General features: G+C 40.7%; 16 protein-coding genes. 1 reads left to right on the forward strand and 15 read right to left on the reverse strand.

Going from position 1 to position 17297, the window contains the following annotated elements; genetic code table 11:
• Positions 1-7 precede the first annotated feature (7 nt).
• The 15 genes from AC0VYO_RS12990 to aroC all read right to left on the reverse strand — a co-directional run bounded on the left by AC0VYO_RS12990 (position 8) and on the right by aroC (position 15594).
• The gene (locus AC0VYO_RS12990; RefSeq protein ID WP_194221913.1) at positions 8-544 is read right to left on the reverse strand and encodes a ReoY family proteolytic degradation factor; all 537 of its coding nucleotides are present in this window, start codon (positions 542-544) and stop codon (positions 8-10) included.
• Between the two features lie 67 nt (positions 545-611).
• Positions 612-1886, reverse strand: coding sequence for a tetratricopeptide repeat protein (locus AC0VYO_RS12995; protein WP_303530994.1), 1275 nt, complete (start codon positions 1884-1886; stop codon positions 612-614).
• Entirely contained in the window at positions 1856-2815 is a 960-nt protein-coding gene (locus tag AC0VYO_RS13000; RefSeq protein ID WP_475365375.1) for a hypothetical protein, read from the reverse strand. The genes AC0VYO_RS12995 and AC0VYO_RS13000 overlap by 31 nt, the downstream gene beginning before the upstream one ends.
• A 444-nt stretch (positions 2816-3259) precedes the next feature.
• Positions 3260-4546 carry a 3-phosphoshikimate 1-carboxyvinyltransferase gene (aroA, locus tag AC0VYO_RS13005; protein ID WP_475367675.1) on the reverse strand — a complete coding sequence of 429 codons (1287 nt, stop codon included), beginning with the start codon at positions 4544-4546 and terminating at the stop codon, positions 3260-3262.
• 13 nt (positions 4547-4559) lie between these two features.
• Positions 4560-5666 carry a prephenate dehydrogenase gene (locus AC0VYO_RS13010; RefSeq protein ID WP_430243068.1) on the reverse strand — a complete coding sequence of 369 codons (1107 nt, stop codon included), beginning with the start codon at positions 5664-5666 and terminating at the stop codon, positions 4560-4562.
• The gene (gene hisC / locus AC0VYO_RS13015) at positions 5663-6766 is read right to left on the reverse strand and encodes a histidinol-phosphate transaminase (protein WP_430243070.1); all 1104 of its coding nucleotides are present in this window, start codon (positions 6764-6766) and stop codon (positions 5663-5665) included. Before hisC ends, AC0VYO_RS13010 begins: the two co-directional genes overlap by 4 nt.
• A gap of 9 nt (positions 6767-6775) precedes the next feature.
• Positions 6776-7603: a tryptophan synthase subunit alpha gene (gene trpA, locus AC0VYO_RS13020; protein WP_194221919.1), complete on the reverse strand. Its 828-nt coding sequence runs from the start codon at positions 7601-7603 to the stop codon at positions 6776-6778.
• Positions 7596-8783 carry a tryptophan synthase subunit beta gene (gene trpB / locus AC0VYO_RS13025; RefSeq protein WP_194221920.1) on the reverse strand — a complete coding sequence of 396 codons (1188 nt, stop codon included), beginning with the start codon at positions 8781-8783 and terminating at the stop codon, positions 7596-7598. The genes trpA and trpB overlap by 8 nt, the downstream gene beginning before the upstream one ends.
• 2 nt (positions 8784-8785) lie before the next feature.
• On the reverse strand, positions 8786-9436 hold the full coding sequence (locus AC0VYO_RS13030) for a phosphoribosylanthranilate isomerase (RefSeq protein ID WP_475369062.1): 651 nt from the start codon (positions 9434-9436) through the stop codon (positions 8786-8788).
• Complete coding sequence (gene trpC / locus AC0VYO_RS13035; RefSeq protein ID WP_430243074.1) at positions 9411-10181, reverse strand: indole-3-glycerol phosphate synthase TrpC; 771 nt, start codon at positions 10179-10181, stop codon at positions 9411-9413. The genes AC0VYO_RS13030 and trpC overlap by 26 nt, the downstream gene beginning before the upstream one ends.
• A complete protein-coding gene (gene trpD, locus AC0VYO_RS13040; protein WP_430243076.1) occupies positions 10174-11199 on the reverse strand; it encodes an anthranilate phosphoribosyltransferase in 1026 nt (341 codons plus the stop codon). The genes trpC and trpD overlap by 8 nt, the downstream gene beginning before the upstream one ends.
• Positions 11192-12643 (reverse strand): anthranilate synthase component I, encoded by a 1452-nt coding sequence (gene trpE, locus AC0VYO_RS13045; RefSeq protein WP_242057404.1) that lies wholly within the window; start codon positions 12641-12643, stop codon positions 11192-11194. Before trpE ends, trpD begins: the two co-directional genes overlap by 8 nt.
• Before the next feature lie 340 nt (positions 12644-12983).
• Positions 12984-13346 (reverse strand): chorismate mutase, encoded by a 363-nt coding sequence (aroH, locus tag AC0VYO_RS13050; RefSeq protein ID WP_430246211.1) that lies wholly within the window; start codon positions 13344-13346, stop codon positions 12984-12986.
• Positions 13343-14419 carry a 3-dehydroquinate synthase gene (aroB, locus tag AC0VYO_RS13055; RefSeq protein ID WP_475367676.1) on the reverse strand — a complete coding sequence of 359 codons (1077 nt, stop codon included), beginning with the start codon at positions 14417-14419 and terminating at the stop codon, positions 13343-13345. The genes aroH and aroB overlap by 4 nt, the downstream gene beginning before the upstream one ends.
• Before the next feature lie 2 nt (positions 14420-14421).
• Entirely contained in the window at positions 14422-15594 is a 1173-nt protein-coding gene (gene aroC, locus AC0VYO_RS13060; protein WP_194221926.1) for a chorismate synthase, read from the reverse strand.
• Positions 15595-15874: 280 nt separating this feature from the next.
• On the opposite strand from aroC, the gene AC0VYO_RS13065 reads away from it, so the two are divergent.
• Entirely contained in the window at positions 15875-17293 is a 1419-nt protein-coding gene (locus AC0VYO_RS13065) for an amidase (protein ID WP_430246207.1), read from the forward strand.
• The last annotated feature ends 4 nt before the right edge of the window (positions 17294-17297 follow it).

Raw genomic sequence — 17297 nt, forward strand, 5'->3', positions numbered from 1 at the left:
TCAAGGGTTATAAATTACTTAATTGCTTGCTTAAATTTTTGAACGCCATTTCATCATTGCGATCCAGTGCTTCATCAATCTGCTTCAAAATCGATTCTTTCTTGAACCGTGTAAACGACTCATCAAGAACCATTTCAGCCATAAATGAATACTTTTTATCCGCTGCCATATTTTCTGGTAAAAATGGATTTTCCTCCAGAACAGCCACATAGTGTGGAGAAACGTTTTTACTCTTGAAATTCAATTGAATGTAGATAGGCTCGTCCTGATTCAGACGAATGTCATGAAATGATTTTTCAGGGTCAGTCGTGATGATGTTGTGCTTATAAAAACGGAATGGAGCATTTTCTACACAATGAGTTGAGATCACAAGCGCCTTTGGACAAAACTCAGCATTCTCAACAAAATGTACGTTACCCATGAGCACTTCATCGCTTATTAAATAATTTAACAGCCAGACACATTCACGTTTCTTCACCTGGTATTTCTTCAAAAACCATTTCAGAAAGTCTTTCTTTTCAACGACAGAAACGGAGCTGCTCATAGCGATTCCTCCCTGAGATTTTCCTAATTTAACAATTCGTCATTGAACATAAATTTCCTTCTTCGCCTTACTCCTCTTTAAATGTTTCTTCTTCAAAGCGCAGTACTTCTTCCTCAAGATGAACGAGCGTTGGGTCCAACTCCAAAGCTAGCTTAAATGCATTAACAGCTTCTTCACGCCGACCCTCTTCAAACAAAAATCCTCCATACTCTTCTAAAAAGATCGGATCGTTTCTGAAATAAGTATATGCGTTTTCATAACGTTTTATGGCATCTTTATACTCTTCTACCTGCGCATAAGCAGTTGCAGCAGACCAATCTAAGTAAGGATCGCTTTGATCTCCTTCTTCAATATTACGTAGTAGATCAAGGATGTCTTCATATCTTTCTTCTGTTCTAAGATACGTTGCAAGCGTCTTCGCTGCTTCAATGTGCGTTGGATTAATAGCTAGTAATTCGCGTAAGTACTGTTCACCGCTTGCGTTATCATGAGTTTTATAACTTAACCTGCTCGCTTGCAAATAGAGCTCTTCGTTAAATTCATCCACCTTTATTCCGTCTGCTAGTACTTGAATTGCTTCACTAGTAGCGCCCTCTTCTTCATAGGCTTTTGCGAGGTATGGATAAAGCGTGCTGTATTGTGGATCAACTTCCTTCAGTTCGTTAAATGCGTTAATGGCTTTACGGTATTCACTTATTTGTAACGCTGTGAAAGCATATCCAAAGAGTGCATTAATTTCGCGAGCATTCTCAAGGCCTTTCTCATAGTAAGTAAGCGCCTCTTCAAATTGTCCGCTTCCACTTAGGGCTTCAGCTAACCTCAGTTCAATGTTCTCATTCGCAAGCTCTCCCTTAGTTCCGAGTACTGATTCATAGTAAGGTACAGCTTTTAAATGATGCCCTTGAGTGAGATAAAACTCACCTAGTCCAAAATCAATGATTGGCTCATCAGGTGAAAGACGCTTTGCTTCCATTAATTTTTGTTCCGCAACCTCTTCCAAGCCTTCTGTTTGATATAGATCCGCAAGCAAGAGAAGCGCCGGCGGATAAGCAGCATCACTTTCATCTATTTTATTTAATGCGGCAATAGCCTCCTGCTCTTGTTCAAGATCAACATAGCATTCAGCTGCCTGTACAAGTAATTCTCCTTCATTTGGATAGTGTATTAACAGTTCCTCTACTACATCTCTAGAATCTTCAATCAGTCCAAGACTATAGTAAATGTTTGACAGATCATATAATGTTTCATGATCTGCATCTTTTCGTACTTCTTTCAATTCTGTTAAACCTTTTTCAAAGTTCCCCGACTCAATTAATGAGACAGCCTGCTTAAGACGCTCCACGTTCCAAAACTCCTTCTAACACTACTTTTTTTATTTCGATGACTCGCAGTAAAAAACGATGGTCTGTGAATTTTCAAATGTTGACCATATCCTGGTTTTAGGAAAACATGATGATTCACTTTCAGTAATTCACCACGAAGTCCTGAAATGATTGGGTCTCTTCCATCATAATCAAGAAATAGTTCATCTTCAACTTGATTGCCTGAATTCGTTCGATAGAGATTAAAATCAAAATCCGTTCCTGTAAGGATTCCACCTTTTTGAGGATAAAAACCAATTCGCATTAATATTGGTTTAGGAAGCTGTCTCCTTCTCAATAATTCAGGATAGTGGAATGCGTCTAGCCCTTTGAGTACCGCTTCATCAAGCAATTGTGGAAGCTTAAGTTCTATAGCATCAGAATTCCACGTTTCGATAAATGAAAACAAAGGCACAAGCATGGCATGATAAGGAAAATTCGCTTGAACGATCCATTCAGATACGAATTCTTTCCATTCTTCCTCACGTTTAAAATCAATTACAATGAACGGAACCTGGTAACGTGCACACTTCCTAATAACATCTGGAGTCACTTTTGTGCTGTCCATTCGTAAACCAAGAGCATAGTCAATAGGAGAATTCACTAGGTATGATAACGAACGACTGATCTCTTCTTCAAATGTATAAGCATGTTTTATTTCGGTTAACGCTAGAATCGAAGTGACGCCTTGTAACATGTATTCTCTCATTAATTCGATAAATCCACTCTCTGGTTCTCTATTGTTTATTTCTGAAAGATAAACTTTCCCAGCCATCATTGAAAAACCGTTCAAGTTGCAACGGACTCCTTTATTAAGCTTTCCAACCTTCGTCTTATAAGATAACAATTCATCCGCAACCAACTTATAATCAGTGCCATCTATAGATGCATTTTCATAAAGACGTTTCAAACAAGCGCCCCCCTGCCATTTTGTTTATGACAGGCTATGTTTTAAAGAACTTGTTTATGTTATAAAAGCACCAATGAAAAAAATTCCCTGTGCCGAAAGCCTTTGTTAGCGCTTTCAAAACACAGGGACAAAATAAATATGGATAGGAGTGGAGAGAAACCATTACTATTCTTAGTATAACAGGGTATTCCAGAAAATCAACAGATTCTTTAGAAAATTTCGGTTTTTATCCAAAAAGCGTAAGCGCCCGTTTAGAGCCGACTAGCGCTGGAAACTTTCACTCTGAACACGCCCTTTGTGTTCAGAGTGAAAGGCGAAGCGTCTCGAGGCTCTGGGCGCTGAAGCTGGACACCGAATAGCGTAAGCGCCCGCTTAGAGCCGACTAGCGCTGGAGACTTTGTGCGCCAAAAGATGGGATGTGTTGTCACATAAAAAAGCAGGTTCCTAGGAACCTGCTCTTAGTTGTTTCAAATGTTCAAAGAAATCAGGATATGAAACTTTGATTGCTTCAGGTAATTCAAGCTGGACAGACCCCTCTGTAATGCAACCTGCGACTGCAAGCATCATTCCAATACGGTGATCACCTAAACTTGAAACCTGTCCACCATGGAGGCTTGTAGGGCCTTCTATAACCATTCCATCTGGTGTTCCTGTTACAGATGCTCCCAACGTTTGTAATGCTTCAACGACTGCATCGATACGGTTTGTTTCTTTTACTTTTAATTCTTCCGCATTTCGAATAACCGTTTTTCCATTAGCCTGCGTAGCAAGTAAAGCAATAACTGGAAGCTCATCAATCAATCTAGGGATCATCTCCCCTTCGATCGTTGTTCCCGAAAGATCGCTAGTACTAATTGTTAAATCAGCCACTTCTTCCTGATTCACAACCCGCTTGTTTTTAATGGACAAAGAAGCTCCCATCTGTTCAAGAACATCTAATATACCTGATCTTGTCTCGTTAATCCCTACGTTTAATAGGGTTAAGGTGCTATTAGGAACGATTGCTCCTGCTACTAGGAAAAATGCAGCTGAGGAGATATCACCTGGTACTTCTACATTTGTAGCGGTTAGATGCTGTCCCCCTTCAACGCTGACAGATAAACCGTCTCTCTTCACTTTGACACCAAAACTTTCTAACATATTTTCAGTGTGGTTTCGTGAACGATGAGTTTCTGTAACCGTTGTAACGCCATCAGCTTGAAGACCCGCAAGAAGAATACCTGATTTCACTTGGGCACTCGCTACAGGTGAATCATATGTAATACCACTAAGATTACCGCCTCTAATCGCTATCGGAGCAAACGTGCCATTCTCTCTCCCATCAATTGCTGCACCCATTTGACTTAATGGAACTGTTACGCGATTCATTGGTCGCTTTGCAATTGACTCATCTCCAGCTAATACAGAATGAAATGGTCTTCCAGCGAGTAAGCCCATCATTAAACGAAAGGTCGTTCCAGAATTCCCTACGTCGAGAAGCTCTGATGGCTCACGAAGACCTTCGATACCTTTCCCTTCTACCACTACTGAAGCTCCGTCTTGTTCAATCTGAACACCCATTTGTTTAAAGCAAGAAATCGTACTTAAACAATCTGCCCCAGAAAGAAAATTTGTAATTCGAGTTGTACCTTTTGCAATGGAACCAAACATAATGGCACGATGAGAAATTGATTTATCTCCAGGAATTGTAACTGTTCCTTTAAGACTTTGTGCTTGCACAATCGTTTCCATAGTCACTTACTCCTTATTTATCATCTACATACGTATCGAAGTCATGATCAAGGACCACTTTTGCATTGTCACGGTCTTTTTCTGAGCGAAAACTCACTCTAAGAACACCCATAATATCTTCTCGTGTCTCGATGATTCGAATATTTGTTATTGAAATTTCTTCAGTTGCAAGTTTTTGTGTAACGCTAGCGATGACACCAGGCTGGTCTTGAACGTCGAGAAACAAATCATAAAAAGCAGGGATAGCTCCTCTAGATCGAACAGGTAACCCATCTCGAAAGTCCTTAGCGTCTGAGAAGTAATCGTAAATACGATCTCCGTCTTCTTTTTTAATATAACCTTGAATTCGATCTAACTCGAGCTTCAAGTCTTCAGTCATCTGCAGTAAGACAGATTTGTTTCTTAGAAGAATATCACGCCACATCACAGGACTAGCTGATGCTATACGGGTAATATCCCGAAACCCTCCTGCCGCAAACCTCGCTACATTATAGCTCTGATTATTATTTCGATCACTAACAAAGTTAACCAGACTTGCTGCTAATATGTGAGGGAAATGACTAATTAATCCTACTAAATAATCGTGCTCTTCAGCGTCTAATTCAACAAATGTAGCATTAGTTGAACTTAGTAATGCTATTAGAGCATCTAATTTTGATTTGTTGACCGATTCATCAGGTGTCAAAATATAAAAAGCATTCTCAAACAAATGTGATTTTGCTGCTGTTACGCCGGTTTTGTGAGAACCAGCCATTGGGTGACCACCGATAAAGGTAACGGAAGGACTTAAGATTTTTTTAGCATGAGTTACAATCGAATGCTTCGTGCTACCCACGTCAGAAATAATCACATTGCTCTTCAAATTGATTTTGGCTAATTGTTCTAAAATTTGTTCTGTTTGAACAACCGGGGCAGCAATCATAATAAAATCAGCGGTTTGAACGGCTTCTTCAAGCGAAGAAGCCGTTTGATCTACAACCCGAAGTGCCATAGCTAGATCCAACTGATTCTGGTTTACATCATACCCCGTAATGACAGCATCGTGATGCCCTGCTTTTATGGCTAGAGCAATTGACCCTCCTATTAATCCAAGGCCAATAACCGCAACATGTTTACTCATGACTGTTCCTTTCTCTTTTCATCAAGAAATTGAGAAAGACAGCTAATGATTTCTTTGTTTTGCTCCTCTGATCCAACTGTTATTCTAGCTGAAGTTGGAAAACCAAGCGCAGAACCAGAACGGACGATGTATCCTTGTTTCATCAAGTATTCAAACACTTCGTCTGCAGGTATACCAAAATCAATTAATACAAAGTTCCCTTGAGAAGGATAAATGGATAAATCGTATTGCTCACAAAAAGCATAATAAAGCTCTCTGCCTTTTTCATTTTCTATTCGACACATATCAATAAACTGCTGATCCTTGAGAGCAGCAATTGCCGCAGCTTGCGCCACACGTGAAGTGTTAAACGGCTCTCGTGAAGGTTCAATTGAGGCGATTACTTCCGGGTTAGCTACTCCATAACCGACGCGAAGAGCAGCAATCCCATATGCTTTAGAAAACGTTCGTAAAACTACAAGGTTTTTATACTCTGAGAGCGCTGATAGCGTATCAGGAAAATTCTTCGCAGTAACATATTCTTTGTAAGCCTCATCCATGACAACTAGAACGTGATCTGGAACCTTTTTCAAAAATGAAAATAGTTCTTCTTCTGGAATATGCTCTCCTGTAGGGTTATTTGGTGAACACACCCAAATGATGCGCGTATTCTCATCAATGGCTTTTAGCATCTCTTCTAGTTGATGCTTTCCTTCAGTCAGTGGAACCTCACGAATTTCTGCATCTTCAATAACTGCGTTATGGCGATATTGCGGAAAAGTTGGTGTAGCCATCACTGTATTAGTTCCTTTTTCAAGATAAGTTCTGCAAAGGATTTGAACGACTTCGTCTGATCCATTACCGAAAACAAGCTGATCTTCATTTACATTAAGATGCTTTGCTACCTCAGTCCGAAGAGAAGCTGCATAGCCATCTGGATAAATGTGTAATTGCGACAGTTCCTTTTCAATGGCTTCTTTCACTGTTTGGGAGGAACCATATGGATTCTCGTTTGAAGCGAGTTTAATTACTTGTTTGAGACCAAGCTCTTTTTTTACTTCCTCAATTGGCTTACCTGGCTTGTAAGGGGTTAACCCTTTCATTTGTCTTTTTGGAATCATGCCTGCACCTCACGAATGGATTTTCACTTTCCCATATGGAGAAATCAAATTTCGTACATATGCCCGAATTTGATCTATCCCTTCTTTCTGGGATGCTTCTTTCTTCAACACTTCCACTTGTTCCTCAACTTGACGAATAATCGCACTACCAACAATAACGCCATCACAGTGCTCTTTTAGCTTTTCAACTTGTTCAGGAGCCGAGACTCCAAAGCCAACCGCAACTGGAATCATACTATGCTCTTTCACTCGATCGAGAAATGTAAAGACTGAGGAATGAAAGTCAGTCCTCGTTCCCGTAACACCGAGTGACGAGACGCAATAAAGAAATCCAGTAGCTTCTTTCGAAATGGCCTGCAGTCTTTTATCTGAAGTTGTTGGCGCAACAAGAGAAATCAGCGCAGTCTCATTAGCATTGCAACTTTCTCTCCACTCTTCACTTTCTTCAAAAGGAAGATCTGGAACTAATAGTCCGTCAATATCATTTTCTCGCACTAAAGCGAAGAAGCGTTCTTCTCCTAATTGTAACAAAAGATTGTAATAAGTAAATATCACAACTGGAATTTCAAGTCCTTTTTCTCGCATTTGTTTCACGAGACCCATCGCTTTCTCAAGGCTCATTCCGTGTTCTAATGCACGTAGTGACGCACGCTGAATCACTGGACCATCTGCTAGAGGATCAGAATATGGAATACCGAGTTCAATTGCATTAGCTCCTTCTTCTTGAAGCATCAATGCTAAATTAATAGTCGTTTCTTCAGTTGGATCACCAGCTACAACAAAAGGTATGAATAGATCGTTTCGTCCATCTACATGTTTCTCAAATCGTTTATTCATTAACGTCACCTCCAAGATGTTCCATTATCGTGTGCACATCCTTATCTCCTCTTCCTGAGAGGCATACAAGAATAACTTCATTTTCGTTCATGTCTGGCGCTTGCTTAATTGCTTCAGATAGCGCATGAGCACTTTCAATCGCCGGAATGATACCTTCCTCTTCAGATAGAACTTTTAATGCATCAAGTGCTTCATTATCAGTAATTCCTGTATATGTCACGCGACCCGTTTCATTTAAATAGGCATGCTCAGGTCCAATTCCAGGATAATCGAGTCCGGCAGAAATTGAATGTGGCTCTTGAATTTGTCCCGTTTCGTTTTGCAATAAGTAAGTAATTGAGCCATGAATAACACCGAGACGACCTTCAGAGAGCGTTGCGGCGTGTTCTCCAGTATGAATTCCCTTACCGGCAGCTTCTACGCCAATCAAGCGAACATCATCTTTAAGAAATGGATAGAACATGCCCATTGCATTACTTCCACCTCCAACACAAGCGATTACCTTATCGGGTAATGCTTCCATTTGTTCGCGTGATTCATCACCGATCACGCGCTGGAAATCCCTTACCATTTTCGGATAAGGATGCGGGCCAACTACAGAACCAATTAAATAGAACGTATCTTCCACATTTGCTACCCAGTACCGAATCGCTTCATTCGTCGCATCTTTTAACGTTTTGCTACCAGAAGAGACTGGGACAACTTCAGCACCGAGAAGCTTCATTCTGAACACATTCAATTCCTGACGTCTAATATCCTCTTCTCCCATAAACACTTTACATTCTAATCCAAATCGAGCGGCTACAGTTGCAGCTGCAACACCATGCTGGCCAGCACCTGTTTCAGCAACAATTTTTTCTTTCCCCATACGAACGGCAAGAAGAGCCTGTCCAATTGCATTATTTAATTTATGTGCCCCTGTATGGTTAAGATCTTCACGCTTCAAATAAATTTGTGCCCCGCCAAGTCTTTTTGACAAGTTTTCTGCATGTGTAATCGGCGTTGGTCGACCTGAATATTTTTTCAGTTCCTCATGATAACTCGTCATAAATTGTTCGTCTGCCATTGCTTCGTTTAGCGATTGTTCTAATTCTTCTAACGCATACATCGCTGTTTCCGGAACATATTTACCGCCGTATCTTCCATATCTACCGCGTTGATCAGGTACAGTTGTTGACATTGTTATCCCAGCCTTTCGATTATGGTGTTCATTTTCGTTTTATCTTTCCTATCATCGGTTTCGATTCCACTTGATACATCTATTCCATCTGGATGGTAGCTTATCAATTCTTGAACATTATCTGGCTTTACTCCACCTGCTACAAATAAAGGCACCCTTTGCTCAGCCGCTTCAGCCTGATATGACGGGATAGAATCCCAATCAAATCGTTTTCCGGTTCCTCCCCATTGTCCAGGTAGTTTGGTGTCAACGATATATCCATCAGCGATACCTTCGTACCGTTTCATTTCATCTAGAGATCTTTTGCCATGATGAATCACTTTCCAAATCGTTTTCCCTGTCATTTGTTTAATCTTGGCCGCGAAAGCTGGTGTTTCATTACCATGGAGTTGGAGAATATCAAGCGGTACTTCACTTACCGTTTGCGCTAACTCTTCTAATTCCGGGTTCACAAACACCCCTACAATTTTCGTATCATTCAGCGGTGGATAATCACTTAACCAACCTTTAACTTGTTCATCCGTAACGCGACGTACGCTATTTGCAAAAATAAATCCTGCATATGGGACACCGCTCACTCTTACGCTCTCCCAATCCTCTAACGAGCGATTACCGCACAGCTTAAGTTCAGGCTTTCTCATGAACTGTTTCACCAAACAAATGCTTAATTCCCTTTTCATAAGTACCATCTCTCATAAGGGCCTCACCTACTAGTACGGCTTTCGCTCCCGCACTTTTCACGTCTTTAATATCCTCGTAAGTTGATATGCCGCTTTCGCTAATCATCAATGTTGACTGAGGAATATACTGGCTGAGTGAGTGTGTTTGTTTAGTAGACGTTTCAAATGTTGCGAGATTCCGATTGTTAATTCCTATGACTTCTGGAGTAAAGTGATCAGTAAGCGCTTCAAGCTCTTCTTTGGAATGTACTTCAACAAGGCATTCTAATCCTAAATTTGAAGCATAATCATAAAATTCCTTGGTCTTTGTTGCGCCAAGCGCTCGCACAATTAATAGAATAGCATCTGCACCAATACGTTTACTCTCTTCAATTTGTCTTTTATCAATAATAAAGTCTTTCCGTAAAACCGGTAAAGACACGTGCTTTTTAACTTCTATTAGGAAGGAATTTGCCCCCATAAAGAATGACTCATCCGTTAAAACAGAAATGGCATCCGCTCCTGCTTTTTCATAAGCTTTAGCTACTTCTACAGGATCAAAGTTGGCGTTGATAATACCTTTTGAAGGAGAGGCTTTTTTCACTTCTGCAATCAATCCTAATTCATGGGTTGGCTTACGCAAACTTCCTACAAATGAAACATTTGTCACTTTTTCATCATCCGGCATAATAAACCGTTCCATCTCTTCGTGCTTCACTTTAATAATTTGATCAAGCATGAACATTCAACTCCTTGTTTGCGCTTAATGCATTTAGTTGCTTTCGACCAGTTCCATTCGTAATGGCTTCTTTAGCCATCTGCACACCTTCTTTAATAGTTGCACACGCTCCTGCAAGGTAGAGAGCTGCTCCAGCATTATAGAGAACAATTCCAGTGCTAGCTTCATTTCCTTCATCGTTAAAAATTCGTTCAATTAAACTCGCACTTTCTTTTGAAGTGTTGACCACTAAATCCTGAGCGTTACCTGTTGATAGACCAACTTCTTCAGGTGTGTGGCGATAAGTCATGATCTCACCATTTCTTAATTCGACAAAATCAGTGTAAGTTGAAATAGAACACTCATCGATTCCTTCCCCACCAGTCACCAGTAAAGCGCGTTTTGTTCCTAGACGCTTTAATGCTTTCGCCATTTTCAATGCTTTGTCATGACTATAAACACCAATTAGCTGTGACTGACTACCGGCTGGATTTGCTAGCGGCCCCAGGCTATTAAAAACCGTTCTAAAACCAATCGCTTTTCGAGCACTTACAGCGTGCTTCATAGCTACATGGTAATTCGGAGCAAATAGGAAACACATGTTTCTTTCCTTCAGAGTTGCAACAGCTTCGCTACGACTTGATTGTGTAGGGATACCGAGCTCATCAAGAACATCTGCGCTACCACTCTTAGAGGAAACAGCTTTATTACCGTGTTTCGCAACTTTGACACCCAGACTAGATACGAGTATGGCTGAAGCAGTTGAAATATTGAAGGTAGAGTGGCCGTCCCCTCCTGTACCACAAGTATCGATTAGCGGCAGTCCGCCATGATCAAGCTGAACAACATGGTTTCGAAGGGAGCGAACAAACCCAGTCAATTCATCAACCGTTTCTCCCCTCATTTGGAGAATGGTTAGGAAGCTAGCAATTTGTGCATCATTCGCTCTTCCTTCCATAATAACATCCATGACCTGTTCTGCTATGGATTCAGCCAGCGTGTGCCCCTCCATCATTCTGCTTAATTGTTCTTTAAACATTTAGCTGCTCCTCCTTTTTGTCGAAAATGGCTTCCGCTACCTGAATCGCTTTAATAAGAGCACTCGCCTTATTTCGCGTCTCTTCCCATTCGCTCTCAGGTACGGAATCAGCTACGATCCCTGCTCCTGCTTGCACGTATGCTGTACCGTCTTTGATCACCATTGTTCGAATGGCGATACATGAATCAACATTGCCATCAAATCCTATATATCCAATAGCTCCTGAATAAATGGATCGCGAAGTTGGTTCAAGCTCGTTCAATATTTGCATCGCCCTTACTTTTGGCGCACCAGAAACTGTACCTGCAGGAAAGGAGGCTACTACCGCATCTAAACTAGTAAATCGAGGTGCCAAAACACCTGTTACTTTAGAAATAATGTGCATCACATGAGAGAAGCGTCCAATGTCCATTAACTGTGGTACTGAAACACTTCCGTATTCCGCTACTCTCCCAACGTCATTTCTTGCAAGATCGACGAGCATATAGTGTTCTGCTCGTTCCTTCTCATCTTCAAGCAACTCTTCAGCGAGCTCATTATCTTCTTGAGCTGTTTTTCCACGTTTTCTCGTCCCTGCTATTGGATCGATCTCAATTTTCCCATCTTGTACCTGAACTAATTTCTCAGGTGAACTACCGATGATTTCTACATCGTTCATTTTTAAATAAAACATATATGGTGATGGGTTAATAACTCGGAGAACTCGATAAAGATCTAATCCTCCAATGGTGACATCTTTTTCAAACCTTTGAGATAATACCGCCTGGAAGACATCCCCTTCTTCAATATAAGATTTTATTTTATTAACATCATTTAAAAATTGCTGCTTTTCATAGTTCGATTTAATTTCAGAGAAATCCACCTCATGTGAAGCATCTTCAGGAAGAAGCATCACTTCACCTTGATTAGGCTTTGATGCAAGAGAGACAAGTTCTTCCATAATCGAAAAAGCATCGGTATAAACTCGTTCAACATCTAAAGCCTCTTTTACCCTGGCGTGATGACAAACTGTTAATCGCTTTAAATGATGATCATAGATTAATAAATTCTCACAAACCATAAAATGAACTAACGGCATATCTTCGTCCCGGTCAGGATGAACTGGAATCTTGTCAAATTGACTAACGGCATCATAGCCAATATAGCCAACAGCTCCACCATAAAAAGGGAAGTCGTGATCTGGTAGCTTAGGATTTAAATATTCAAATAGCGCTTTTACTCCTGACTGGAAATCATTTCGTTGAAGGATTCTATTCCCATCCACATCATTAACAGAGAAAACACCTTTTTGTTCAACCAGGGAATAGACTGGATCTACTCCTATAAATGAATAGCGTGACCAGCTTGACTCTTGATCACTACTCTCTAATAGAAAGCTTGCTCGTTTACCTATATTTTGAAAAATCTGAATGGGTGTTGTCGTATCAAGGAAATACGACTTCATTAATGGGATCATCCCGTAAGTTTCGGAATCCCTTTGAAAAGAAGAATAATTTGAAGTCAACTTTCTCACCTCTCCATTGTTAGTCATGGAGAATGGAAAAGCTGAGTAATCCGAGGATAAAAGTGTGGTATAACAAATAACAGACTGCAATTGTCTGAATGTTACCAATATCGAAAAAGGGTATAATAAAACCCCCTAATAACCTCAGGGGGTGTATAAACGTATCCCTCTAAGCTCTCCTCAACTCAACTATCCTATTCTCTGCTCTCTCAACTCGTAATACCTAATCGTGCCTCTGCTCTAAAACTTATTTCTATCCTAGTATGATGAATCTCATTTGTCAACTCGCAAGATCTGGACGAAGTGACACAGCTTTCCCTAAGTAAATGTGATTAATTTCATCCTGGTCAATTGTTGTATTCACCGTCATTAACAGTCGAATACACATCGGTAACGCTCCTTGAACAGGGATTTCTGATGAGCAAAGCAACGGAACGTTAGACCACCCTTTAAATGCTCGAACTGCTTCTGCAGGGAATACAGCATCTAAATCCCCAGTCATCGTAAACTGAATGGACGCCACCATAGCAGGATCTATTTTATTATGTTCGATTAGTTGTTCTAGTAATGTCGTCGTTGCATGAATAATTTCATCTTTTTCATTAAGGTTAACTGTCGTTGCTCCTCTAATCCCGCGAATCAATGTGCTCCACTCCCTTCCATACTAGATCGAAGCAGTTCAAGGGCAGATTCATCGTCTATCATCACCTTAACAGGCTGACCGATCTTCTTTAATAAAACAAATTGTAATGTTTTGTTTTCCGCTTTTTTGTCTTTCTTCATCCGGCCAACTAATTGGTGAATACTAAGCTCATTCGGAACTACAGTAGGAAGACCGATATCTTGAAACCATTTCGTTATTTCATCCATACGAAACGTTGTTTGAAAATATTCCTCACTTAATTTGAGGGCATAGATCATTCCGATAGCAACCGCTTCTCCGTGTGTCATTTTTCCATATCCAAGCTCTGATTCAATCGCGTGACCTAGTGTATGACCAAAATTCAAGTAAGCTCTGATTCCTTGTTCGCGCTCATCTTCCTTCACAATTGCGCCTTTGACACTAATACCCTTCTTGATAATGAATTGAAGCTCTTCATCTGTGTATTCCTGAACTTTCTTTCCTCTATCCATTAGCCATTGTAAAAACGATTCATCATGTATGAGCGCATGCTTGATCACTTCACTAAATCCTGAACGCCATTCGCGATCTGGAAGGGTTCTTAGACACTCCGTATCAAAAATAACGGCTGACGGCTGATGAAAGGCACCAATTAAATTCTTACCTACTTCATGGTTAATTCCTGTTTTCCCACCAACGCTTGAGTCATGAGCTAGTAACGTAGTTGGAATCTGAATAAATTCAATTCCTCTCATGTATGTAGCGGCAGCAAAGCCGGCTAGATCACCTACTACCCCACCACCAAGAGCGATGATGCAGGCTTTTCGATCCAACTCAGCTTTAAGTAATGCCGTCATTACCTCATGGTACATAGCGAAAGATTTCGATTCTTCTCCAGAAGGAACAACGAAAGTCCGGATATTCTCATGTCCTTGAATTGAAGATAAATATTTTGCTTCAACTGCTTCATCTGTAATAATGAAAAAACTTGAATAAGAAGCGTAATCAATCAGATCTCTCCATTTGTTTCGAATCCCAGTTCCAATATGAACAGAATAACATCCCCCATTTGTATCAATCGTTAAACTGTCCATCCTTAAAACTCCCGGCTATATGTCCTGAAGCGTTCAAGCGCATCTGCAATTTCTTCAATACGATCATGACCAAACTTATCAAGAATTGAACACGCTACTTCCCATGCGACAACATTCTCAGCAACAACGCTTGCGGCTGGAACCGCACAGCTATCAGATCGTTCTATACTCGCTTGGAATGGCTCTTTTGAATCGATATCTACACTTTGCAGTGGTTTGTATAATGTTGGAATAGGTTTCATAACCCCTTTCACAACGATAGGCATACCGGTTGTCATACCACCTTCAAAACCACCAAGGCGATTTGTTTTACGTGTGTATCCCTCTTCCTCAGACCATTGAATTTCATCATGGACTTCACTTCCAGGAATTTTTGCTGCATCAAAACCTATTCCAAATTCAACACCTTTGAATGCATTAATACTCATAACAGCTCCAGCAATTTTCGAATCAAGCTTTCGATCATAGTGAACATGACTTCCAAGACCTACAGGCAATCCTTCTACGATCACTTCGACGATTCCACCAATTGAGTCGCCATTTTTCTTTGCATCATCAATTGCTTCCATCATTTTCTGACCAGCTACTTCATCTAGACTTCGAACAGGCGATTCTTCTGAAACACGCTGAATTTCTTCAAGAGACATACCACCATCGTATTGACTCTCAATTCCTCCAATCATGCGCACGTGCCCAGCCACCTTAATACCAAGTGTCTTAAGTAGTTTTTTAGCTACAGCTCCAGCAGCAACTCTTACTGTTGTTTCTCTAGCAGATGATCGTTCTAACACGTTTCTCATATCTCGATGATTGTATTTAATAGCGCCGTTTAAATCTGCATGACCAGGTCGCGGACGTGAGATTTGACGCTTCATGTTTTCTTCTTGTTCTTTTGTTAATGGTTCAGCACCCATGTAATTTTTCCAATGTGTCCAGTCTTTATTTTCTACGACAAGTGCAACTGGAGCACCAGTTGATTTCGCGTGACGAACACCACTTAGAATTTGAACCTGATCCTTCTCAATTTGCATACGGCGACCTCTCCCGTATCCAAGTTGGCGCCTCGCAAGTTCTGTATTAATATCTTCTGCTACTAGCTCAAGACCAGAAGGAAGTCCTTCAAGTATTGTCGTTAGCTGTGGTCCGTGTGATTCTCCTGCTGTTAAGTATCTCATCTCTATCTCCTCCATTTTGCTTTGGCGCTTTTACGTACTACTATATCACACCATCTAAAATTCGTGTAATTATTTTTAACTTTTTCAATAATGGTTGGGCATATCCTAACATAATTTAACTAAAAAAACACAATTTTTTTATTCTTCCTCTCTGTTAAGACCCCCTATTTACTACTACTGTTAACCACGTTATGTTTATGGTTAAAAGCGATACTTGATTGCCTCATGAGCCATATTTCGTTACAGTTGACGGTATAGTTTAACTTAAGGAAGTGTACAGATGGAAATTACAAACCTAACCGCTCAATCCATGGCCAAAAAAATAATGACAAAAGAACTTTCACCTGTTGAAGTAGTGCAAAGTCATCTTGAACGAATAAAACAATTAAATCCTAAATTCAACTTATTTATCACTATTTTCGAAGAAGAAGCTTTAAAAGAAGCAAAAGGAGCTGAGGAAGAGCTGATGAAAAGTGGTGTGCGTGGTCCTTTACACGGAATCCCAATCGCCCTTAAAGACCTCACCCCCGTAACTGGTCGCCTTACTACCTTTGGCTCTCCAATCTTTAAAGATCACATTGCCCAATCAGAACCAACGATAGTTAAAAGGATTCGTGATGCTGGTGCAATCATCATTGGAAAAACGAACACTCCTGAATTTGGACATAAAGGTACGACAGATAACCTTTTAGCTGGGCCAGCAAAAAATCCGTGGGATTCATCTAGAACGGCCGGTGGCTCTAGTGGTGGATCTGCTGCTGCAGTAGCAAGCAAATGCGTTCCGTTGGCAGAGGGAAGTGACGGTGGCGGATCGATTCGAATTCCTTCGAGTCTTAATGGCATTATCGGCCTCAAACCAACATTTGGCCGCATTCCATTCGATAGTTCACCGATCAATCGCTTCGGAACCACACAGCCTTTTGTACATTATGGTCCAATGGCGAGATCTACCGAAGACGCGGCATTACTTCTATCGGTTATGGAAGGTTACGAACCAAATGACCCTTACTCTGTTCCAGTACCAGAAAGTAACCTACAACAAGAAATGCAGCTGGGAGTGAAAGGAAAGAAATTTGCCTATACAGAGGATTTCGGGTTATACCCGTATGACCCAATGATTCTAGGCCCAATTGAAGAAGCTATTTCCATATTACGTGATCAAGGGGCTATAGTAGAAAAAATTCCCTTCCAATTTGAGATGAAATTAGAAGAATTAATTTCTTTCTTTAATAAAATGTGGTTTGCGGGGTTAGCGTCTGCTTACGGATCCCTTTACGACCGTTTCCCATCTCAATTTAGCTCATCTGTCTCTGACATGATTGAAGCAGGCAGAAAGCTCAGTGCAGTAGAATTGAGAGAAACTGAAATGAAGAGAACACAAGTGTGGAACATCATCCAAAAAGAACTTAATCGTTTTGATGCCATACTCTCTCCTGTAGTTGGGGTAACCGCTTTTTCACACCAGATCGAAGGACCGGATCGTATTAACGGAAAAGCATCCGCCCCTATCTCTGACTGGATGATGACACAGCTTTATAATTGTACCGGGCACCCGGCTATATCAATACCCGTTGGTTTAGCACATTCCGGCTTACCAGTAGGTCTTCAAGCGGCATCTAAGAAATTTAACGATAGTTTATTGCTTCGAATTGCCCATACTATTGAAATCGAAAAAGGTTTCCAATTTCCAAACTTATAACTCA

The sequence above is a fragment of the Anaerobacillus sp. 63XJN7_4_ISO-PGPR-S23-413 genome, assembly GCF_056173725.1.